Source organism: Thermoflexibacter ruber (assembly GCF_900113045.1).
Lineage (GTDB): Bacteria > Bacteroidota > Bacteroidia > Cytophagales > Thermoflexibacteraceae > Thermoflexibacter > Thermoflexibacter ruber.
The window spans coordinates 16,859-37,970 of sequence record NZ_FONY01000021.1 but is presented as its reverse complement, the minus strand read 5'-3'; the positions used below and the strand labels follow the sequence as shown (position 1 = coordinate 37,970).

Below are 21,112 nucleotides of genomic sequence, written 5' to 3'. Positions count from 1 at the left end.
GTGATTTTAAATAGATTTTTCTACTCCTCCTCTGCATACGGGCTGAAGGAATACTCTGTATCGTCTAAATCAAGGGTATTGTTATTGAAATCATGAATAAACTGCTCAATCACCTCAGTAGTAATGGTTTCTACATTCAAGCATACATCAATTGCTATGCCCATTTCTACGGCTTCATCTATGTTGATAAACTCCACTACATGAATTTCATTTCTTTGTTCTATTTCATCAGCCAAGAGGTCTAAATATTCCATCTGCTCCTCAGTAGCTTCATCTATACTTTTTAAGTCGGGAAATTTCTCAAAAAGTAAGGCTTCTGCAGCTTCGTATAGTTGTACCTCATACTCAGCGTGTAAGGTGTACATGAAGGTATCATAGATAACTTCTTGTCCTGCATCGTTTTTTCCTACAAAAAGAAAATATACACTTTGGTCATCGCTTTCTTGGCTATCATTGATGACAAATGACCTCCCCGCATGAGCGGCGGCTTGCTTTAGATTTTTGATATTCTCGGGATTGTATCCGGGATTCATTGTTTTATAAAATAAAGATTTAAAAATTTTCGTTTCATTATAATCAGGTGTTGCTTTCAAATGTATGATAATTTTATGTGTTTAAAAAAATCCGTTCTCATCGGTACAATCTGTGTCATCAGTGTTCCAAAACAGAACACCGATAATACGGATTGGGCTGATAAACACAGATTTTTATTCAAAAAAACACTTTTCTCATCAAATTGATAACAGTAGATAAAATACCATCATACGATTGGAATCATCACTATAAGCACACAAAACTTATAAGATAGCAAAATAAAGAAGTATTTTGTTGAAAACTACACATATTAAGAGAAAATCGCAAATTTTGTTATATATTCCATAGAAAAAAACATACTCTTTATAATTTCACGTTTGATTTAATTTCCTTTGCCTTTAATCTTGGTTTTGACTCCTTATTATTTTACATGACACTAACAAAAAAAATTCTTTACGTGGATGATGAGATAGACAACTTAGTAGTTTTTGAATCTGCTTTTCGCTGGCATTTTCAAATATTTACTGCTAACTCTGCTCTCAATGCCCTACAAATTTTAGAAAAAAATCCTGACATAGCTTTACTCATTGCTGATGAGAGAATGCCTGAAATGAGTGGGCTAAATCTGATAGAAATTGTACTAAAAAAGTATCCTGACATCATTAATATCATTCTGACAGGTTTTGGGGACCTTCAGACGATTATCAAGGCAATTAATATGGGAGGTATCTATCATTATGTTACAAAGCCTTGGAAACAGGAAGAACTAAAAATTACCATAGAAAATGCTTTGGAAAGCTATGAACTCCGACAGCAAAACAAAGCACTTATCATAAACCTCCAACAGGCAAACAAAGAATTAGAAGAATATGCTAAAACCTTAGAAACCAAAGTAGAAGAAAGAACCAAAGAACTTAATGCACTCAAAGATGAACTCGAGGAGAAAATCCAACAGCGTACTTCTAAGCTATCCAGTGCTTATATGACTTTGTTGGACTTTAACAAAGAATTAGATAATTACATTTACAGGGCTTCGCATGATATTGCAGGACCCTTAGCCCGTTTTGCGGGTCTATGCAATATTGCTTTGATAGAAAGCCAAGACTCAAGTAGCCAAACTTATTTCAAACTTCTCAAAGACGAGGCAGAAAATCTGCGGTATATACTAACTAATCTAATACGAGAAAATGAAATCAAGTATAGACGACTACACTTAGTAGAAATTGATTTTCATTCCCTTATCAAAGAGGTCTTAGAAAGTATGCATAGCGTAGCTGGCTATCAAGAAGTGCAGATAAATGTGCAGGTAGCTAAAGACCTTCATTTTGAGAATGACCCTTTACTTTTACGATTTATCTTTTTCTACCTCCTGCACAATGCTATTCTCTACCGTATTGATAATCAAGCTCGCCAAGCAGAGGTTAATATTTCTATAATACCTATATTGAATGAAGGAGTAAAAATCACTATTGCCGATAACGGCATAGGCATCAGCGAGGAGATTCAAGGCAAAGTATTTGAGCGATTTTTTAGAGGTACTTCCAAATCCAAAGGCAATGGCATGGGGCTTTATTTGGCTAAGGCAGCTGTGCATCAACTTAATGGCAGCATTCACTTAGAAAGCGAACTAAACATCGGGACAACTTTTGAGATATTTTTACCCAAAGGATAATTTCTCAAAAAAGGTGCTGAAATACCCACTGCATTAGCAAAGCACTCAACCAGCCTCCATAAGTACCTACCGCATAGCCTAATACCGCCAGCAATACTCCCACAGGTGCTAAAGCAGGGTGAAAAGCTGAGGCAACAACAGGTGCAGAAGCCGCCGCTCCAATATTAGCTTGGCTACCTACAGCAATAAAAAAATAAGGAGCTTTGATAATTTTTGCTACTGTAATAATGCAAATGGCATGAATGACCATCCATATCACACCTATCAAGAAAAACTTTGGTTCTTTGAATATTTCCAATACGTCCATTTGCATACCAATCGTAGCTACTAAAAAATAAAGCAAAATACTTCCCATCCGAGATGCCCCTACTCCCTCTAATTCTTTTGCTTTGGTAAAGGAAAGCCCTAAACCTATCAAAGTAGCAATCACCACTACCCAGAAAAACTGGGAAATCAAGGAAGATAAGTTATGGGAAACAAGCCATGCTTTATTTGCTTCCATGATGGGCATAAGCCAGTCCGAGCCTATATATGCTAAGGCAGTAGCTCCAAACCCCACCGTAAGTACCAACATTTCATCTTTCAGCGTAGGAATACGAGCAATGCTTGCCCTATAAGTTTCTATTTTGTTCTTGACTTCCTCTATCATAGAGGTATCCGCTTTCAAAAACGTATTTAACTTTTGGTTGTATCCAATCCCTAAAAGCAAGACTGCCGTCCATAAGTTACCCACTATCACATCTACCGTTACCATTTGCCCAAAAAGTGTAGGACTTGGCTGAAATACCTCTTTTAATGCAGTCTGGTTCGCACTTCCCCCTATCCAACTGCCAGCTACTGTGGCTAAACCTTTCCAGATTTCCTCATCACCTTGCTTTTGCATTACTTCTGGGAAAATACTTCCTACGACTACCATTGCTACTGCTCCACCAATTATTACTCCTATCGTCCCTGCCAAAAACACCGCTAAGGCTTTTTTACCTAATTTTAAAATAGCTTTCAAATCCAAACTTACCGTAAATAATACTAAACTTGCAGGAAGTAGGTATCGAGAAGCAAACTTATAAAGTGTTGTATCTTGCTTGTCTATCCAGCCAAAGGTATTGAGCAAAGACGGGATAAAATAACACAAAAGCAAGGCTGGGACATAACTATAAAATTTTTTCCAAAAAGGTTTGTCCAAAGAGGAAGTATAGAAAACCAAAGACAAGATAACAAAAAGCAATCCTGCAATGACAATAGGGTTGGAGAGTAAGGGTGTAGGCATAGTAACTTTACTTTTAGATTCAGTAGAGAAAACTTTGAAAATCAGTCATACTTATATCTTCAAAACTAATGCAATACTATAAAATTTACAATACAAAATGTATCTTTGTAAATATACAAATAAATTCAATGACCTTTTTTGATAAATTAATCAAGCAAATCTTTGGTTCTCATAAAGTAAATAGTGCTATCCCTCTGATAGAAGAAGAAATCAAGAGAAGTGAGGCATATAGGAAAGCCTACTTCCGATGGGTAAATGAAAAAGATTTCCAATGGCTTACTCAAAAAATAAGAGAAGGTTATGCACTAAAAAAACAAAATGAACCTTACGACATACAAGTACACATACTTAACTCCACAGGAGCAAAAGGCTTCGCCGTTACGCACAGCCCTCTCATGGCAGAGAAAGACCTTCAGTTTCTTTTTGATTATCTCAAAGACAAGTTGCTCAATATGGGCTATCGCCTTTACACCTCTGACCGTAGAACTTTTGACCATACTAATCATGTCGAAAGTATAGAAAAACACTACCTGAAGCCTATTAATACAAAGGTACAGAGCATTGAGGAGAATAATAGCCCACAAAATAAAGCTATTTTTGACCAACGCTACGGCAATATACTAATAGAATACATCACCATAGACGAAAAACCAAGTTTCTTGCGTTTCATGACGCACTACTATTCAGATTTTCTCTATACGCCTGTACTTTCTTTTGATGAACTGTTTGATACACTTCTAAATTAAGGAATAATTGCTTTGTTTTTATAAAATTAATAATTTGTTAATCAGTATTTTAAAAAAATCTTAGTACAAAATCTGTAAAATTTTCTTGCTAAATATTGACAAGCAAAAAAAATTGTGCTACCTTTGCATCGCAATTAGCAAAAACCTAATTGGAAAATATAAGCGGGAATAGCTCAGTTGGTAGAGCATCACCTTGCCAAGGTGAGGGTCGCGGGTTCGAGTCTCGTTTCCCGCTCTATTGATAGATAAAGTATGACGCTTTATCTATTTTTTTTCATAAAGTAGCTGCCGGGATGGTGGAATTGGTAGACACGCAGGACTTAAAATCCTGTGGCAGTTATATGCCGTGTGGGTTCGACCCCCACTCCTGGTACAAGAGCCTATTACAAGATATGTGATAGGCTTTTTTGCTATTGGTCCTGTTCGTTCATAAGGTATTCTCTCATGTATTTGCACTTTACAAACCGTTTTATACAAAATCTCTTTCCTCATTTCATTTGGCAAATCCCTGCTAATGAGAAGGTTATTTACTTAACTTTTGATGATGGACCTATTCCAGAAGTAACCCCATGGGTATTAGAGCAGCTAAGGAACTACCAAGCCAAAGCTACTTTTTTCTGTATAGGGGACAATATCCGCAAGCATGGTCTTATCTTTGAGAAAATCCTATCCGAAGGGCATAGCGTTGGTAATCATACTTTTAACCATTTGAATGGCTGGAGATGCGATACAGATAAGTATATAGCTAATGTAAAGATGTGCGAGGAGTACTTGCATGAACATAGCCAAAAACTTTTCCGCCCTCCTTATGGAAGACTTACCACCCAACAAAGTCAAATCTTACGAGAACAAGAAAACTATCAAATCATCATGTGGAATGTACTTTCAGGAGACTTTGACCAGAAATTAGCTGAGGAGAAATGTCTGAAGAAAACCATTCAATATACCAAAGGCGGTAGCATTGTTATATTCCATGATAGCAAAAAAGCTAAAAAGAACCTATATTATACGCTGCCTCGTTATTTGGAATATTTTAGCAAGCAAGGATTCCGATTTGAAAAATTGTAAGCAAAAGTAAGATTGTGCAATCTTAGACTTGTTTTAGCAAAAATATTTTCAACAATTAGTTGGAAGTTTGCTTGTTTTCATGCGTATTTTATTTATAACTTGCAAGGTCTTGTGATAAAATAAATATTCAGCAAACTATTTATTCCCCTTAACCCCTTATGCAGTTTTTGCTTACTTTAAGAAGTGCATTAAGTTATCTTTTTGTGCTTTGGAATGCTTGTTTTTGGCGTTGTTGCTGTTTCTTGTTTATATTATTTTTTTTACTTACTGCTTCTAAGTCTATCTCAGCCCAATCTACGCTACCCCCTTCTATTAAGGACTATTGGATAGATATGAACAAGTGGCAAAAGCCAATAGTGCCTATGTCTTCTATAGAACCACCTCCAAAAAGAATAGAAAATAAATATCATTTTCATCTTCTTAAACAAGCTGTGCCTTTGCAGTTCAACATCAGACCGATGCTCATAAGCAAGTTGCCTCAAAAAAAATTGTACGGAAATTACATCAAAGCAGGCATGGGCAATTATTTTACTTCTTACGCAGAAGCATTTTTTAATAACAAAAGAAGCGAAAAATATAACTACGGAATCCATGTAAAGCACTTGGCAGCACGCACAGGTAAAGTAGATGAACAGAACTCAGGGAATAGCCAAAATGAGTTGAACTTTACTTACAAATATTTTATCAAAAAAAATGTGCTTTCAGGGAGCATGGATTTGCAACAAAATCAAGTTCATTTTTATGGATACAAGCCTTTTACTACTATTATCCCTCCCAAAGACCAAATCTTACAGCGTTTTCATCTCTTGAATGCCCAAGTAGGCTATAGCAATAAACCAAGCATGAATAAAAACAGCTTTGAACTTGGTATAGGATACCATTACTTGGCAGACCGTTACCAAGCCAGAGAGCAAGAAGTTGAGTTACAAGTACAAGATTATACTACTATTAATCCTTTTCAGCAGTTAAGTTTTAAAACAACAACTTCAATCTCTAAACGAAGTGATAGCGAAGGACATTTGAATAGAAGGTTGGCTCAAATGGAGGTGGCTTATCAATTAGCCAATGATAAAATCAAACTCCAATTTGGAGGGAAAGTGGCTACTCATAACGACACCTTAGGGAGGATACCACAATGGAACATTTATCCTAAATTGTATTTTTCTTGGAATACTTGGAAAAATAAATTAAACTTCTATTTAGGTTTAGAAGGAGGTATGCAAAAAAGATTGCTGAGAAAAATGATACATGAAAATCCTTTTTTAGCGGCTAATGTAAACCTTAGCCATACCAATCAACTATGGGAGTCTTTTGCGGGCATACAAACGCAGCTATCAAGCCCGTTGAATTGGAAGGCAAAGGCAAGCTATGGACGTTATCAAAACCTACATTTTTTCATCAATGATTCGCATAATCCTGCGAAGTTTCTTATTCAATATGAAACTCAAACCGTACCTGTATTCCAAGTAATGAATGAAATCGGATTGAGTTTTAAAAAATTCAGGACAAGCCTTAAAACTGAGTTTTTCCAATACCACCTACAAACACTTGCCGCCGCTTGGCATCGCCCTTTACTTACCAATACACTCTCCTTTACTTATCGCTATAAAGATAAGTTATCTATACAGTCAAGTTTGTATCACTTGTCAGGAATCACTGCTTTTGATATAAATAAGTCAGCAAGTATTGACTTTCAAGATGTTATAGACTTAGGTGTGCAGATTGACTATGCTTTCAGTACTAATTGGTCTATCTTTTTCAAAGGCAATAATCTGCTTGCTCAGCCTTACCAACGCTTTCTTTGCTATGATGTAAGGACTACAGAATTGTTGGGGGGCGTTAGTTTTGCCTTCTAAGATTCGTATGTTTCACATTTTCAAAGAGAATTATTTTTTTATTCATCAGAAAATTATTAAAATTGTGTTTCAGTAAAACAAAAAACAAGCGCATATTCAAATCAATGATAGAAAAATACATTAAAGAACTGCTTTTAACACAAGACAAGGTTACAGTTCCTCATTTAGGAACTTTTACGGCTTCTTTTTCTCCTTCACGTATCAGTGCTGACGGGACTACCTTACTACCTCCTCATAAAGAAATCTCTTTTAGCATTTACATCCGCGAAGAGGACCGAAATGATGATTTTATGAAAGCAGTAATGAAAGCTGAAAATATTGGTTATTACGATTTTAATGAGAGTCTATTGGCTTTTGTGGAACAGGTGCAGCAGTCTATTGCTACCTATGGCAAGTATCACTTAGAGGGACTGGGTACGCTGGTGAAAGACGCATACAACAAAATTATTTTGCAGCAAGACCCCAATGAGTTTTTATTAGGCGATAGCTTTGGCTTGCCCACCTTAGATACTAATTTTGTCCATAAATCCAAAGAGCAAGAAGTCCCTGAAATAGAAGAAGTAAAGCCATTAGAAACACAGCCAAGTGAAGAGAAGCCCAATGCTACTAAAACAAAAGTAGTAGAAAAATACGAAGAAGCCAACCGACAAGAAATAAAACGACAGCAAGAAATACTCGAGCAAAAAACTAATAAAGACCCAAAAACAAACCTTGATACTAAGCAAGCAGAAAGAAAAACAGACCTAACTTGGTGGATTGCTGTAGTGCCTATGGTTTTCTTATTGGCTTTTCTAATATATCTATTCACCTCTCCCGAAGCTATGCAAAATTTCAAATCTTATTTCACAAGTGAGGAGAAAGTAAGCGAAGAGGTAAATAATCCTATTAACGAGGAGATTACATCATCTTTGGATAGCGAAGAGGATTCGAATCTTATCACAGAGGAAATCAATCCCATAGACAATCGCCTCAGCGACAATCCGACACCCATACAAGATACAAAGCCTGTTACAGAACCGCCTCCTGTGGTTAAGGATTCCAAAGCAAGCAATGATGAACTTGTTGCAGGTAAATTTTACTTAGTATATGGCAGTTTCAGTGCAAAAAACGGAGCAGAAAAGGCTCGTAAAATGCTTGAGAATCAAGGTTTAGAGGTAAAATTGATTTTCCTTAGTGCTAAGAACATGTATCGAGTAGTGATAGGAGAGTTTAACTCTTATGAAGAAGCAAATAACAAGAAAGTAGCACTTGGTAGCGATTTTAGTCAGACTTGGGTGCTCAAGGGAGAATAAAACATCTGATATGTTTAAGTTGATAGCTAAAATCCAAGCATATTTTCAACATGAATCTTTTACTCGAAAATCTCACGCTGTATTTTTATTTTTTCTTAGCCTTGCCAACTTTCTTTTTGTTGGCTACTTGCTTCACCTTTCTTTTTACAATCGCTTGGCAATGGACGACTTTACTGCCCTCTGTGTATTCAATGAGCATGGAATTACGGAGGGAGTAGCAGATTTTTATCAGCACTGGTCAGGGCGATTTGCTTCGGTCTGGTTGATGTTAGTGGCTATCCAAGTGTATGTATATCTACAAAATCTTGCTTTTTGGACTTTCTTTTTAGTATTTGCTTACAGCATTACTTTCTTTTATGGACTTCGTTTAGTATTTAAATCATTGATTAACAGTCGTCAAGACTATTTTTTGATACTTAATTTAGCTATTTTCCTTTTTATCATTTTTGTCATCACCAACTACAATTTTAGCACTTTCTATTGGTTTTGCGCCTCTATTGGCTACTTCGGTGGGGTACTATTTGCAAGTATATTGGCAGTATGCTTATTGTCATCCTCGACTCATTTCTTAGTATGGACAGGTTTGATTTTAAGTTCTTTATTCGTGGGTAGTGCGGTAGAAAACATAGCAATTCTTTGTGGATTGCTTTTGAGCATAGGTTTAGTTTTTTCTTTTTCAAACTATTCTCTATTTTTCTTTAATCAACGCACAAAATTAAACCAAAGCAAGTGGCTTACCGCATGGATAGTGCATCTGAGTTCTTTTGTTATTGCTTGGTTCTCCTCGGGAACGAAAGCGAGGTTAGCTACAAGTCAAGTGCTTAATTGGACGGACTTCCTTTGGCAGGTACGCAAAAGCGTGCCTTATTTTTTCCATGACATTGCATTTTCCAGAATCAACTACCTATTGTTGCTTGCTTTGGTGATGTGCTACGTAGGGGTGTATTTCAAAAAAAAAGAAATAAACCCAGAGCAAGAAATAAAGTTAATTTCTGAATTGCTTTTGGGTATAATCTTACTGCTTGGATTTATCTTGGTGAGTATTTTACCAGTTGTCTATGCTTTTGGCAATATAGAGCCCAACCGAACACTTACGATAGTAGCTTTTTTATTGGTGATTTTTAGTGCTTATTTTGCTTTCCAATTAGGTTATCAGACACTTTTCCCTAAAAAATTGGCTTTAGTGTTGGCTATTTTGGCATTGATAGCACTAGTATATGAAGGAAGGTATAGGTGGGTAAATGAGGTCAAAGGGGCAAAGATATATGCTCAAGAGTATGATGTTCAGGTAAAATATTTGTTGGATTTGAAGGCTAAAAAGCATCGTGAACCTGTGGGATTAAACCCTATTACTTTGCCCCCGGGCAGTTTAGAACGAAACTCTTTTTATGCAGATACTACCTATTGGCTCAATAGGGATTTTGCCAAAGCATACGAGTTAGGCTTTGCGGTGTATAGCAAATAGTCATTTTTAGTATATTGTAAATTAGCTAATTACAGCTCAAAACTCTGTCCTTTGGTAGGAATTTCTACTTGGTAGCCTTCTGTTTCTAATAAGGCTTTGAAATGCTCCAAAGATTCATTTTCTCCGTGAACTAAAAATACTTTTTTCAGTGCTTGCGGATTTTGATGCTTGACAAATCCGAGTAGGTCGTCTAAGTCCCCGTGTCCACTGAAGGCATCTATTCGAGCAATATTTGCCAGTACTGCGACTTCTTTATCCTCTATGCGTATGGTTTTTTCTCCTTGCAATAATCTATGCCCTATGGTACCTTCTGCCGCATAGCCAATCATCAAAATAGTGCAGTAAGGATTGGAGAGATTTGTCCTGACGTGGTATTGGATACGTCCTCCTTCTATCATTCCTGAGGAGGAGATAATGATACAAGGTTCGTTGTGATTTGCTACTTTTTTGCTTGTTTTCAAATCCTCAATGTATTCCAAATTCTCGAAGTCAAACAAATCATCGTATTCTTCTTGGAACTGCTGGGCTTCAGAGTTCAAAAATCTGTGATACTTGATATAAGTTTCTGTACTCTTGTGTGCCAGAGGGCTGTCAGAAAATACTTTGATAGGAGGTAATTGTTTTTTTACACAAAGTTTCTTTAGGGTGTAAAGCAAAGCCTGAGTTCTGCCCACGCTAAAAGCAGGAATAATTAGGCGTCCTGGAATATCTACACAAGTTTTTTGTATGATTTCTGATAATCGTTCTTCTGCATCTATGATAGCAGATTTTCTTCCGTAGTCATGTCTTCTATTTCCATAAGTGCTTTCGCAAACTAGGTAATCTACTTGGGGCAGGGGCTGTGGGTCTATGTGTAAAGGATAGTCATACCTTCCTATATCCCCAGAGAAGGCAAGCGTTTTTTTCTCACCATTTTCTGTAATTTCTAAAATCACATTTGCCGCACCGAGAAGATGTCCTGCAGGGTTGAAGGTAACTTCTACTCCTTTTTTTAGCTTAAATTTTTTATTAAAAGCAATTGGAACAAATCGCTCTAAGGATTCTTTGACGTTGTGTTCCAAATACATTTCTGCAAGGTCTGAGGGAGAAAGAGAAGATTTTTTATTTTTCTTATTTTTCTTTTTACTAAAAGCATTGAGTCTTCGCCTATGCAAACTGGCGGAGTCCATAAGCAAAAGTTCAGAAAGTTCATAAGTGGGAGAAGTACAAAGCACTTGACCTTCGTAACCTTCTCTGAACAAATTAGGGATATTCCCAGAATGGTCTATGTGGGCATGGGTAAGTAAAACAACATTGACCATGCTTGCTTCAAAAGGGAAAATGGCATGCGCGGCAGAGGCTTGTTGGGGTACTCCATTCACCAAGGAGAGATGCTGTCCATTTTTTTTGCTACGCTCCTTTTCTAAGTCTAAGCCACAATCAATCAAGATGCGGTAGTCATCTTCTAACTCCAATAAAAACATGCTGCCCGAAACCTGCCTTGCCGCACCCCAAAAAGTCAATTTCATAAAATATCCGAATTTATAGTAAAATGCCTAATAGTCAAAACTTTATAAATAAAAATCAATAAAGTATAATCGTTATTTCACCTTCTCTATAATAAAGTTGTGATTGGTATAGATACAAATATCTGCTGCAATAGTCAAAGCCTCTTTGACCATTTCCTCTGCTGTCAAGTGAGGAGCATGGGCTTTGAGGGCTAAAGCAGCGGCTTGTGCGTACATAGAGCCAGACCCAATAGAGGCTACTTGCTTGTCTGGCTCTAAAACATCTCCCGAGCCAGAAATAATGAGCATCTCATTGGCATTTGCTGCTATAATCATTGCTTCTAAGTGCCTGAGATAGCGGTCAGTACGCCATTCTTTGGCTAACTCTATCGCTCCTCTGCGAAGATTGCCGCCGTAAGCATTGAGTTTCTCCTCAAATTTTTCTAATAAGGTAAAAGCATCAGCAGTAGCTCCAGCAAAGCCAGCTACAACCTTTCCGTCCATGAGTTTTCTGACCTTGCGAACATTACTTTTAGCTACAGTTGCCCCCATAGTTGCTTGTCCGTCTGCCCCGATAACGATTTCCCCATTGTGTATAATGCCTAAAACAGTGGTGGCATGAATGGTTGGTGTTGTCATTGTATATTATTTCTTTGAAAAATCTAAGCGTTGTTTACATTAAGATACTTGTGTACTTAGTTAGAGCTATGTAGTTTGAGGGGTGGTAAAATGCTATATCACTTATTTTACTGCCAAAGCCTCGTTCACTATCCCACAAGTGAGCATTTCATCTCCAAAATAAGGATTCCTGATTTTATTCTCTTTGCTAAGCCAATAAGCACCTTGGTCATTAAATGCCATAGGGCAGTACTGCTGATAAAGTGGTTCTTTGTTGCCACCAATATTTTTTACTAAAAAGAATATCTTAGCGGAGAGTTGATAAAAGCTCAATCTTTGACTTTCTAAATCAGTGCTTTGTTGAATAGCTTGGGCATCAGCTTTGACGGCTTGAAGTGCCTCATTTTGAATGGCATTAGCTAATTCTTCTGCCAATTTTTGCGACCTTTCTGCATTAGAAGCTACAAAAGCATCTTTCAAAGATAGGTACGGATTAATCATAGCCTCTACGTCGGCTTTGCTAATTTTGGTAGTATCAAAGTTAGGAACTTCTAACTTAATTTTGGTGGTCTTTTGTGCTTGGCTTGCCTCCTGGGAGGTTTCTTGCTGTCCACTCCCACAAGCACTAAAGGCTAATACGGTGAAAACAAAGAAGATTGGTAAAATATATTTTTTCATAGTTCCAAATTTATAAGGTTATGTTTGAATATAGCCCAAAGATACTAACTTATTCTTTTTATTACGCCAATCTGGTTCTACTTTGACGTGCTGTTCTAAGAAAATCTTTTTTTGGAAAAACTCTTCCAAGTCTTTTCGTGCCTCTGTGCCTACTTTTTTGAGTTTTTCCCCTCCTTTCCCTATCACGATAGATTTTTGCGTAGGTCTTTCTACTAAAATCTCTGCACTAATCCGAATGATGCTTTCTTCTTCTTTGAAAGAAGTAACAATTACTTCGCAACTATAAGGAATTTCTTTCGTATAGTTCATAAAAATTTTCTCTCGGATAATTTCTGCAGCAAAAAAACGCTCTGAGCGGTCTGTCAGTTCGTCTTTGGGGTAATAGGGAGGATGTGCTGGCAGCTTTTCCAAAATTTTATCAAAAACTTTTTCTATGTTGTAATTATTCAAAGCAGAAATAGGGATAATTTCTTTGGCATTAAGAACCTCTGCCCAGTAAGCAATTTTTTCCTCTACTTGTTCTTGCTTTGCCAAATCCACCTTGTTGATAAGTAACAAAATAGGGGCAGAGATAGTTTTTAACTTTTTTAATACGTCTTCCTCATCGTACTTTTCAAAAATATCCGTAACAAAGAGAATAACATCAGCATCTTCTAAGGAAACATTCACAAATTGCATCATGGCTCTATGCAATTCATAATGTGGGTTGATGATGCCCGGTGTATCTGAGTAAACTATTTGGAAGTCCTCACCATTCAAAATACCCATGATGCGATGTCGCGTGGTCTGTGCCTTAGAGGTAATAATGGAGAGTTTCTCGCCCACCATCACGTTCATGAGCGTGGACTTCCCTACATTAGGCTTCCCAATGATATTCACAAAACCAGCCTTGTGTACTTTTTCCATGCCACAATTTTCTCTATTTTTTAAAAATTTTACAAAGTTATTGCTTTTTACAATAAATCCTTGTATCTTTGCACCACTATTTGAAAATGTATCACAAAAACAGTTTCAAATATTCCATATTGCGGAGTGGAGCAGTTGGTAGCTCGTCGGGCTCATAACCCGAAGGTCGTAGGTTCAAGTCCTGCCTCCGCCACTAATCCAAAAAAGCCTTTGCGATTTTTTTCGTAAGGGTTTTTTTATGGTTCTTTGACACTTTTTGTGAAGTTAGCCAATGAACAATACCATGTGTAACTTTAAGCCCGTAGGGCTGTCATCTTTGTAGAAAAGAGCAAATCCAGCATACAGCAACGCTGTAGGCGTGAAATATGCCACCGCTACGCGGTTTTATTCATTATTTCCTACAAAAATAGTACACCTAAGGTGTTAGTTAATGGCACACTAAAGTCCATCGGTTACATAAGTTTTACACAGAAAGTGTCAGAAAACCTTTTTTATTATTTCTGCACTGACAAAAATTTTTCACTCACTTCCCCATTCTTACTGCCGCCTGCAACCCTACCCAAGACCTTACCCTAAATCCTGAATTTACAGTTTCGTTTTTGCCAAGCGAAAATTGAGGAAAGTCATCAAATATAGTTTGATAATTAGGGTTGCTTGTATCTGTAATCAAAAGATTCCAAGCAGGACCAATAGCAAACCCAAGCCACCTGCCTCGCACTTCCAGAGCAAGGCTTGCCCTATTAAGCAGGTTCACATATCGGCTAAAGCTATCTTGGTTAATTTGATGCACTGTCAAATCCAAATTGACCGCCAAGCTATTGTTCAGAGTCCAGTAAGTGCCTACGCCATAACCAAAGTGCCACAAGCGTTTGGCTACTTGGTGCGGTTGCATTCCTACTGTGAGTATGGTATAAAATTTTCTAACTCCTGTTTTAAAAGTAAGATTGGTAAATTCCATCTCATTGACAGAGAACTCTAAGGGGTGATAGCCTCCTCTGCGGATATAGCTAAACAAACCAATAGGAATCAAAGTACCCACAGAATCAGCATAGTTAAAAACACCAATCTGAGCACCCGTACTTACTTTTTTGGCATAGTTCACAAGCCCACTTATTTGCACACCCTCAAACTCGCCAGATACAAAGTTAAGCAAGCCACTGATTTGGACACCTTCATATCTTCCAAATTGGAAGTTGGACAAACCTGCCACTTGTATGCCTTCGCCTATTTCTTTCCCATTGGAATTGAATAAGCCTGCCGCCTGAAAACCAATCTGCGATTTTGCATTCAAGTTAAATAAGCCACTTATCTGCGCTCCTGTCATGCTGCCTTTATTAATGTTGAATAGTCCTCCCGCTTGGATATAGCCAACCTCTCCACCTACGATATTACCCGTACCTGCTATCTGTACGCCTTTTACTTGTTTTCCTACCAGATTGAGTACGCCTGCCACCTGCACCCCCTCAACGTTATTCCCCACTATATTAACTACACCGCCCAGTTCTGCTTTTTTTACCCCCGCATTATTACCTGCAATTAGGTTCAGAGAAAAGCCCACTTCTGTATTTCCCATCAACTGATTGGTGCTTAGGTAAGGTACTAAACCCACCTGCCACTCTTTGCTCAACACATTTTTGATATTAAGAGCATTAATTTTCTGGTTGGCAGAAGTAAGAAAGTTGGATAATGAAGACTTTAAGCGTGCTGCCAAAGATTCTCTTTCTTTTTGCTTAATCTCTACCATTTGGATTACAATAGAATCGGGTAGGTTGGGGTTTGCTTGCCTTATCGTAAGGCTATCTTGCTTACGAATTTCAGCTACTTGGATAGCATTGGTGGTTTGGGGCGAAAGAATGATGTTGAGGTTTTGATTTTTTTTCGTTTCTACTACCAAATCTTGCTCTTGATAGTCTTGTTTTACTGCCTTTATGGTAACTTGTGTTTGCTTGCTTAATAACTTGATTTGATAATAACCATACTCATTACTTACCGCTGAGGCAAAAGTAAGAGGCTCATATACACTGGCTTGGGCAAGTTTTTTCCCTGTTTGGTAGTCAAGCACGTAGCCAGAGATAAAGAAATATTTGCTATTTTCATCTTCTTCTGCTCTTTGCAAAATCAAATATTTTCCTTTTTCCTTGTACCTTACTTTTTCTTGGAAAATAAGCTGCAAAACCTCCCTGATGGTCTTTGCGTTTGCTGAGAACGAAACAGTCTTACTTACTTCTATGACTGATGGATTATAAGAAAAAATAAAGTTACCTTGTTGGGAAATCTTTTTAAGTACCTCGCTAATAGGCTCATTACGAACTTCCAAAGAAATATTTTTTTCTAAAATAGAAGTTTGGGCAAAGGTATTGGATGGTGATAGAAAACAAAAAAATAATAGCAAGATAACAATATAAAGTCTGAACATTTTTATCGCATCGTAAAGAGTTCTCACAGCTAAAAAGGCGTAAGTTAAGTGAGGAAGATATGCAAATTCTTGCAAATCTATAAAAACCAATTAGAAAGCCTACTCATATAGCCAAAAACATTTACTCACACCGCTCTCCTTCAAAAACAAAACGCTTTCCTTCCTTGCTTACCCGCAAGCCCTGATGCGTTTGTGTAATAATATCTATGATTTCTTCTATACTTGCATCATCAAAAGTAACTGTGATGGGGCAGTTTCCTAATGCCTTATTTTTTAAAATTATCTCTGTAGCATACAAGGCATTAATCTTTGCGATTACCTCATTTAAACTTGTTTTCTCAAAAACTAATAAGCGTGTTTTGTAAGCAAGAAAATTTTTATCTTGTATGCTTTCTTTTCTTTGAATCTTATCTTTTTCTACTGTAACCTGCTCTCCTGCGTTCAGATAAAGGCTATCTTTGCCGCTTCTGACCAATACTTTTCCTTCCTGAACAACTACTTCTGTCCTTTGGAGAGCAAAGGTAGATTTTACATTAAAAGCTGTACCTACTACTTGAATTTCAGTACTTTGTGTTTCTACCACAAAAGGCTTTTCTTTATCAGATTGGACTTGGAAGAAGGCTTCTCCTTCCAACTTTACCCTACGCTTTTTCCCAGAAAACTCTTTGGGATAGGTAATCTTACTTTCTCTATTTACAAAAACCTGCGTACCGTCAGCCAACAAAAGCGAATCTACCTTTTCTTTGGTAACAAAAGCTACTTGCTCAATATTTTGCTTAGTAACTAAATACCAAATTGTACTTACCCCAAGCAAAAGCACTACTGCGGCGGCAATTTGCATGAAAGGTACAGCAGTTCGCTTAGGTTTTAGCTGCACCACTTTTGCCTCTTTGCTTTGCCACTTCTGCCATGCGGCATCAGTATTAACCTTTCGGAAGTTCCTGCTCCTACTTGCTTTCTCCCACGTCTTTTGAGCCTCAAAAAAGTAATTTTCGTTCTTTTCTGATTCCAAAATCCAGTCATTCACCGCCTCGCTTTCGGTATTATCTGCCTCTCCCGCCAAAAACTTGGCAATCAGGTCGTCATTTACTATGGGTGTCTGTTTTTCCAATGGTTAAAAGTAAATTTAAAAGGTTGAGAGTTAGAATATTGCTAATTGTTCACTAACAATATTTTTTGTTATATTTTTAAAACTTGCTGTCATCAAATCATTTGGCTAATAATTCAAAATTAAAGCCACTGTTACCGCAGTCCATATTAGATCGAATCATACCTTTAAAACAAGAGCGATTTAAAAACAAGAAATACATATATCATAATTATTTGTATTTCATGTGTTTTCACATAAAATATTATCTATTCCCACTCTACACGTGTTATCACGTGCATAGCAAAAGGGAATGGTCAAAATAGGTTTCGTCCCTCTGGGACTTTAATCAAAATGTTACAACCTTAATTTCTACAAAGCTGTCATCCCTCTGGAACTTTGATTAGTTTATAACTTATTAAAAAACAATAATTTATAATTCATCATTTATAATTTGTATTCATTCCAGATTCCTAATTATACATTCATAACTACCCAGAGCGCAATCGTCAAATACTCAATCAACTGTTGTCTTAGCAGCTTTAAAGCCTTTCCCATCTGATTCTCCACTGTTTTAGGCGAAATGCCCAAGTGTTCGGCTATTTCGCTGTACTTCAGTTCTTCAAAGCGACTCATTTTGAAGATGAGGCGGCACTGCTCTGGCAGACTTTCTATTGCCTTATCTATTTGTTTTTCAAGTTCCTGTCTTTCTGCTACGTCAGAAGCATAGCTGGGACTTTGACGAAAATCCACCATCGTATGCTTTTGGTGTTCTGCTTTTACCTTTTCGTGTTTTTTCACATTCAGACAGCGATTATACACCATCTTGTAGAGGTACGATTTGAGAGAAGTCGTAATTTCCAGACTTTCCCGCTTCTCCCAATAGTAATGAAAAATGCCCTGCACCATCTCCTCCGCTTCGTCCATATCTCTAAGGAAGGAATAGGCATAATGGCAAAGTTTTTCATAATACTCGCGAAAAATCTTTTCAAAAGCTCGCTCATCACCTTTTTGGATAGCAGTAATAATTGTGGAATCAGTAGCTTGCATTTTTGAGGTTTTAAAATAGTAGTATAAATCGCTATTAGAGTTTTATAACTCCTAACAGAGCATTTCACTACATACCACAAAATTAGTTTTTCTGATTCAAAAAACAACTTTCCTGCTATATCTCTAAGACAAGCGAAAAGGCTTTTACCCCTATTGAGTTTACCAAGAAAAATTATTTTCAAAAAAAATGCAGGAGGCATAGGGGTAAGTACATCTTGATTTGTCTTAGCAATGAAAACAGTAAAATGCTACTATTTCATCATCAAATTAATTTATAGAAAACTTAAACTTTTTTAATTCAATGAAAACTTTAAAAAACTTTTTCGTCAAAAATCAAATTTTTATCCTTGCTCTTAATCTACTCGTTGTGGCTTCCTTTGCTCATGCCCAAGACAGCGAAAGAATACAGACTTTATTCTCTGGCAAGTCTCGCGTTACGGGTTTTGGCTCGCTAATCAATCAGGTAAATTTGGCTAAAAATGACAAGATACGTAGTTTTTATTCCATTGGTGCAGAAGGCGGATTACTTTTCAATCGTAGTTTTTATATTGGTATTTATGGTATGACCTCGCTCTCTCCCACTGACATCAGCACTTTGGGCAATGGCAGCATTACTACGGACAATCGCAACATTCGCCTGATTCAAACTGGAGGGCTGATTGGTTACAAGTTTTTCCCCACTAAATTGGTTCACCTCAATTTTAGCACAAAAATAGGAGGAGCGTTTATGATTAATGAAAAGTACTACAATAGCCGCTACCATGATGCAGAAGTTTCCCAAGCTTTTTACATGGTGAATCCTATGCTAAACGTAGAAGTCAATGTTTTTCGCTGGATGCAGGCTTTTGCAGGAGTGGGCTATAGCTTCATGTCAGGTAAAGAAACCTTTAGTATCAACCCCAACAAAGACCTAAGCGCACCTACTTTGCAGTTTGGATTTTCTTTTGGAAAATTTTAGCAATCTCTTTAAAGTCTTATTCTCCAATTATTTATAAAAGCAAATCTCTGCAATAAAAAGTTGCCTTGCAGGGGTTTGCCCTAAAACTAAATGATTGATATTGTGCCAATATAAAAAAGTGATAAGGTGGTTTGTAGAAAATAAATACTTAAAGCTAAAAATACGATGACTAAATTATTTTTCAACGGCATGATGGTTATTTTATTGACAGCCTTCATGCCTCATAAAAAAGAAACAAACCGCCTGCAATACCTAATTTGGATTGGGGACAGGCAAGCAGGAAGTTTGTGTGTGGAAAAAATCCTATCTGCCGAGCAGGAGTGTGTTTTTAGCATGAAAACTCAGATTGATTTTATGTTTTGGGAGATTAGCAGTACCATTGAAAGCAAGTTTCGCCAAAATCAACTTTGGGAGGCTTGTGCCAATGAGAAAGTAAATGGCAAGATAAAGGGCTGTACAAAAACTTTCTTTGTTGATAATCAATACGAAATAAAAAAAGATGAGATAAAAAAAATAGTAAAAGAACCTATTTATTACAGCGTTGCTATGCTTTATCACCACGAGCCACAGGAAGTAAGACAGATTTTTATGGAAAGGCACGCTAACTTTGGTATTATCAAAGAGATAGCCTCTCACAAATACGAGCTAACTTTGCCTAATGGAGATAAAAATTATTACTTATACGAAAATGGTATTTGCAAGGAAATGCAAACCAGCACAATGATGAAAAAAATTAGGTTTGTATTGGTAAGGTAGATAGTTTGCTTACTTATGATTCAAAAAGCCTGTTAGTTTTTCTATACTAACAGGCTTAAATTTTAATAAAATGAGCAACTTAGTGCTTATTGATTTCGTGATATTCTGTCTTTTCTAAAATTTCATGTGCTTTGTCCACATCGTCTTGCGTTCCATGCACTACCACTAAAAACTTGCCCTCTTTCAAATGCTCTTTGTAAAGTAAAATGCCATCTTTCCCAACTCCTAAGGCAAGCAATGCCCCAGCAATGCCTCCACTAATAGAACCGATAGAAAGCCCGCCTACTGCCCCTACTAATGCTCCTGCGGCGTAGAGCAAACCTATTCCCGGAACGGCTATGATGCTCATTCCTGCTAATGCTCCTAAGATAGTCCCTAATACTGAGCCTGTAGCGGCTACGGTATCAAAAATAGTTTCATTGTCAATGACGTGCAAGTGGTCATCTTCTATTTTGGCACTGCCAAGCAAAGAGATTTTTTCTATTGGAAAACCTGATTCTTGAAGTTCCTTTACTGCTTGTACTGCTTTTTTATGAGATTTATAAATACCTACTGTTGAATTGAGTGTTTCCATGATGTACGAGGTTAGTGTTGATGAAAATAAATTTTTATTGCTTATCAAAGATAGGAAACGCTAAGTGGAAAATAAATGATAAAAGTCATCAAAGGCATTTTCTAATAGAGATTTAATCTGACCTTTACCTACCAACAATTTTAACTTCACACAAAGCAACAAGCTAATTGGTAAGTAACAGTTTACCAACTTGTTACCCATGCCGCTACATATTTCCAAAAAATCAGCACGCCAACCACAACTGCAACGATAGCACTTACTAACACCGCTCCCGCCGCCATGTCTTTGATAATGCCTGCCTTGGGGTTAAAGTCTGGTGAAACCATATCTACCAAACGCTCAAAGGCACTGTTGAAAATCTCCGCCGTCCAAACCATGCCTATCACTAACAGTAAAATCGCCCAGTCTGTCATAGAAATTTGGAAAAAAAAAGCTACACCTACGACCAGCACAGCCGCAACCGCATGGACTTTCATGTTATTTTCTTCTTTGACCGTGATGCGAATGCCTCTCCACGCAAAAATAAAACTTCCCAGCATTTTGAGCAGATTAATGCCATATTTGAAAAGAAAAGACATAGTAGTTTTGATGTTATTTATCCTAAGAGAAAGCAAAGCTAAAATTTCCTTGCTGATAGTACAAAATTAGACAGAAATAAACGATTTATTTTACAGTATAGGTA

General features: G+C 37.1%; 19 protein-coding genes and 3 tRNA genes. 11 read left to right on the top strand and 11 right to left on the bottom strand.

What is annotated here, in order from left to right:
* Positions 1-20: 20 nt before the first annotated feature.
* Positions 21-533, bottom strand: a complete 513-nt coding sequence (locus BM141_RS12410) for a hypothetical protein (protein ID WP_143090913.1) — start codon at positions 531-533, stop codon at positions 21-23.
* 431 nt (positions 534-964) lie between these two features.
* Here BM141_RS12410 and BM141_RS12405 point away from each other — a divergent pair, with 431 nt between their 5' ends.
* Positions 965-2,206: a hybrid sensor histidine kinase/response regulator gene (locus tag BM141_RS12405; RefSeq protein WP_091545810.1), complete on the top strand. Its 1,242-nt coding sequence runs from the start codon at positions 965-967 to the stop codon at positions 2,204-2,206.
* 4 nt (positions 2,207-2,210) lie between these two features.
* Here BM141_RS12405 and BM141_RS12400 read toward each other — a convergent pair whose 3' ends face one another.
* The gene (locus tag BM141_RS12400; RefSeq protein WP_091545807.1) at positions 2,211-3,473 is read right to left on the bottom strand and encodes a DUF819 family protein; all 1,263 of its coding nucleotides are present in this window, start codon (positions 3,471-3,473) and stop codon (positions 2,211-2,213) included.
* A gap of 128 nt (positions 3,474-3,601) precedes the next feature.
* Here BM141_RS12400 and BM141_RS12395 point away from each other — a divergent pair, with 128 nt between their 5' ends.
* The 7 genes from BM141_RS12395 (at position 3,602) to BM141_RS12365 (ending at position 9,900) form a co-directional block, all read left to right on the top strand.
* Complete coding sequence (locus BM141_RS12395) at positions 3,602-4,219, top strand: hypothetical protein (protein ID WP_091545805.1); 618 nt, start codon at positions 3,602-3,604, stop codon at positions 4,217-4,219.
* 162 nt (positions 4,220-4,381) lie between these two features.
* Positions 4,382-4,454 (top strand) — tRNA-Gly (locus tag BM141_RS12390).
* A 52-nt stretch (positions 4,455-4,506) separates the two neighbouring features.
* A tRNA-Leu gene (locus BM141_RS12385) sits at positions 4,507-4,592 on the top strand.
* Between the two features lie 71 nt (positions 4,593-4,663).
* On the top strand, positions 4,664-5,287 hold the full coding sequence (locus BM141_RS12380) for a polysaccharide deacetylase family protein (RefSeq protein WP_091545802.1): 624 nt from the start codon (positions 4,664-4,666) through the stop codon (positions 5,285-5,287).
* Between the two features lie 158 nt (positions 5,288-5,445).
* Positions 5,446-7,143 (top strand): TonB-dependent receptor, encoded by a 1,698-nt coding sequence (locus tag BM141_RS12375; protein ID WP_091545799.1) that lies wholly within the window; start codon positions 5,446-5,448, stop codon positions 7,141-7,143.
* Between the two features lie 104 nt (positions 7,144-7,247).
* The gene (locus tag BM141_RS12370) at positions 7,248-8,435 is read left to right on the top strand and encodes an HU domain-containing protein (RefSeq protein WP_091545796.1); all 1,188 of its coding nucleotides are present in this window, start codon (positions 7,248-7,250) and stop codon (positions 8,433-8,435) included.
* Positions 8,436-8,445: 10 nt separating this feature from the next.
* Positions 8,446-9,900 carry a hypothetical protein gene (locus BM141_RS12365; protein ID WP_091545794.1) on the top strand — a complete coding sequence of 485 codons (1,455 nt, stop codon included), beginning with the start codon at positions 8,446-8,448 and terminating at the stop codon, positions 9,898-9,900.
* Positions 9,901-9,929: 29 nt separating this feature from the next.
* Here BM141_RS12365 and BM141_RS12360 read toward each other — a convergent pair whose 3' ends face one another.
* The 4 genes from BM141_RS12360 to era form a co-directional block, all read right to left on the bottom strand.
* Complete coding sequence (locus BM141_RS12360) at positions 9,930-11,408, bottom strand: MBL fold metallo-hydrolase RNA specificity domain-containing protein (protein WP_091545791.1); 1,479 nt, start codon at positions 11,406-11,408, stop codon at positions 9,930-9,932.
* Between the two features lie 72 nt (positions 11,409-11,480).
* Positions 11,481-12,026 (bottom strand): ATP-dependent protease subunit HslV, encoded by a 546-nt coding sequence (gene hslV, locus BM141_RS12355; protein ID WP_091545788.1) that lies wholly within the window; start codon positions 12,024-12,026, stop codon positions 11,481-11,483.
* Between the two features lie 102 nt (positions 12,027-12,128).
* A complete protein-coding gene (locus BM141_RS12350) occupies positions 12,129-12,683 on the bottom strand; it encodes a DUF3347 domain-containing protein (protein WP_091545785.1) in 555 nt (184 codons plus the stop codon).
* 18 nt (positions 12,684-12,701) lie between these two features.
* On the bottom strand, positions 12,702-13,589 hold the full coding sequence (gene era / locus BM141_RS12345; RefSeq protein WP_091545781.1) for a GTPase Era: 888 nt from the start codon (positions 13,587-13,589) through the stop codon (positions 12,702-12,704).
* A gap of 120 nt (positions 13,590-13,709) precedes the next feature.
* On the opposite strand from era, the gene BM141_RS12340 reads away from it, so the two are divergent.
* A tRNA-Met gene (locus BM141_RS12340) sits at positions 13,710-13,782 on the top strand.
* A 330-nt stretch (positions 13,783-14,112) separates the two neighbouring features.
* Here the strand turns inward: BM141_RS12340 and BM141_RS12335 are convergent.
* From BM141_RS12335 to BM141_RS12325, 3 genes are all read right to left on the bottom strand, one after another.
* Positions 14,113-16,005: a carboxypeptidase-like regulatory domain-containing protein gene (locus tag BM141_RS12335; RefSeq protein WP_143090911.1), complete on the bottom strand. Its 1,893-nt coding sequence runs from the start codon at positions 16,003-16,005 to the stop codon at positions 14,113-14,115.
* Positions 16,006-16,126: 121 nt separating this feature from the next.
* Positions 16,127-17,116 (bottom strand): FecR family protein, encoded by a 990-nt coding sequence (locus tag BM141_RS12330; RefSeq protein WP_091545776.1) that lies wholly within the window; start codon positions 17,114-17,116, stop codon positions 16,127-16,129.
* Between the two features lie 453 nt (positions 17,117-17,569).
* Positions 17,570-18,142, bottom strand: coding sequence for an RNA polymerase sigma-70 factor (locus BM141_RS12325; protein WP_091545774.1), 573 nt, complete (start codon positions 18,140-18,142; stop codon positions 17,570-17,572).
* A 301-nt stretch (positions 18,143-18,443) separates the two neighbouring features.
* Between BM141_RS12325 and BM141_RS12320 the strand changes: the two genes are divergently transcribed.
* Positions 18,444-19,100, top strand: coding sequence for a hypothetical protein (locus tag BM141_RS12320; RefSeq protein WP_091545772.1), 657 nt, complete (start codon positions 18,444-18,446; stop codon positions 19,098-19,100).
* A 165-nt stretch (positions 19,101-19,265) separates the two neighbouring features.
* Complete coding sequence (locus BM141_RS12315) at positions 19,266-19,856, top strand: DUF6134 family protein (RefSeq protein ID WP_091545770.1); 591 nt, start codon at positions 19,266-19,268, stop codon at positions 19,854-19,856.
* Positions 19,857-19,935: 79 nt separating this feature from the next.
* Here BM141_RS12315 and BM141_RS12310 read toward each other — a convergent pair whose 3' ends face one another.
* Both BM141_RS12310 and BM141_RS12305 read right to left on the bottom strand, forming a co-directional pair.
* The gene (locus BM141_RS12310) at positions 19,936-20,430 is read right to left on the bottom strand and encodes a general stress protein (protein ID WP_091545767.1); all 495 of its coding nucleotides are present in this window, start codon (positions 20,428-20,430) and stop codon (positions 19,936-19,938) included.
* A 182-nt stretch (positions 20,431-20,612) separates the two neighbouring features.
* The gene (locus BM141_RS12305; RefSeq protein WP_091545765.1) at positions 20,613-21,008 is read right to left on the bottom strand and encodes a diacylglycerol kinase family protein; all 396 of its coding nucleotides are present in this window, start codon (positions 21,006-21,008) and stop codon (positions 20,613-20,615) included.
* Between the last annotated feature and the right edge of the window lie 104 nt (positions 21,009-21,112).

Bases quoted from the DNA above. Each gene is read 5' to 3' on its own strand.
- BM141_RS12400 (WP_091545807.1), bottom strand. From the start codon at position 3,473: ATGCCTACACCCTTACTCTCCAACCCTATTGTCATTGCAGGATTGCTT.
- hslV (WP_091545788.1), bottom strand. From the start codon at position 12,026: ATGACAACACCAACCATTCATGCCACCACTGTTTTAGGCATTATACAC.
- BM141_RS12395 (WP_091545805.1), top strand. From the start codon at position 3,602: ATGACCTTTTTTGATAAATTAATCAAGCAAATCTTTGGTTCTCATAAA.
- BM141_RS12380 (WP_091545802.1), top strand. From the start codon at position 4,664: ATGTATTTGCACTTTACAAACCGTTTTATACAAAATCTCTTTCCTCAT.
- BM141_RS12360 (WP_091545791.1), bottom strand. From the start codon at position 11,408: ATGAAATTGACTTTTTGGGGTGCGGCAAGGCAGGTTTCGGGCAGCATG.
- BM141_RS12410 (WP_143090913.1), bottom strand. From the start codon at position 533: ATGAATCCCGGATACAATCCCGAGAATATCAAAAATCTAAAGCAAGCC.
- BM141_RS12315 (WP_091545770.1), top strand. From the start codon at position 19,266: ATGACTAAATTATTTTTCAACGGCATGATGGTTATTTTATTGACAGCC.
- BM141_RS12405 (WP_091545810.1), top strand. From the start codon at position 965: ATGACACTAACAAAAAAAATTCTTTACGTGGATGATGAGATAGACAAC.
- BM141_RS12305 (WP_091545765.1), bottom strand. From the start codon at position 21,008: ATGTCTTTTCTTTTCAAATATGGCATTAATCTGCTCAAAATGCTGGGA.
- era (WP_091545781.1), bottom strand. From the start codon at position 13,589: ATGGAAAAAGTACACAAGGCTGGTTTTGTGAATATCATTGGGAAGCCT.
- BM141_RS12320 (WP_091545772.1), top strand. From the start codon at position 18,444: ATGAAAACTTTAAAAAACTTTTTCGTCAAAAATCAAATTTTTATCCTT.
- BM141_RS12370 (WP_091545796.1), top strand. From the start codon at position 7,248: ATGATAGAAAAATACATTAAAGAACTGCTTTTAACACAAGACAAGGTT.
- BM141_RS12335 (WP_143090911.1), bottom strand. From the start codon at position 16,005: ATGTTCAGACTTTATATTGTTATCTTGCTATTATTTTTTTGTTTTCTA.
- BM141_RS12325 (WP_091545774.1), bottom strand. From the start codon at position 18,142: ATGCAAGCTACTGATTCCACAATTATTACTGCTATCCAAAAAGGTGAT.
- BM141_RS12310 (WP_091545767.1), bottom strand. From the start codon at position 20,430: ATGGAAACACTCAATTCAACAGTAGGTATTTATAAATCTCATAAAAAA.
- BM141_RS12350 (WP_091545785.1), bottom strand. From the start codon at position 12,683: ATGAAAAAATATATTTTACCAATCTTCTTTGTTTTCACCGTATTAGCC.
- BM141_RS12365 (WP_091545794.1), top strand. From the start codon at position 8,446: ATGTTTAAGTTGATAGCTAAAATCCAAGCATATTTTCAACATGAATCT.
- BM141_RS12375 (WP_091545799.1), top strand. From the start codon at position 5,446: ATGCAGTTTTTGCTTACTTTAAGAAGTGCATTAAGTTATCTTTTTGTG.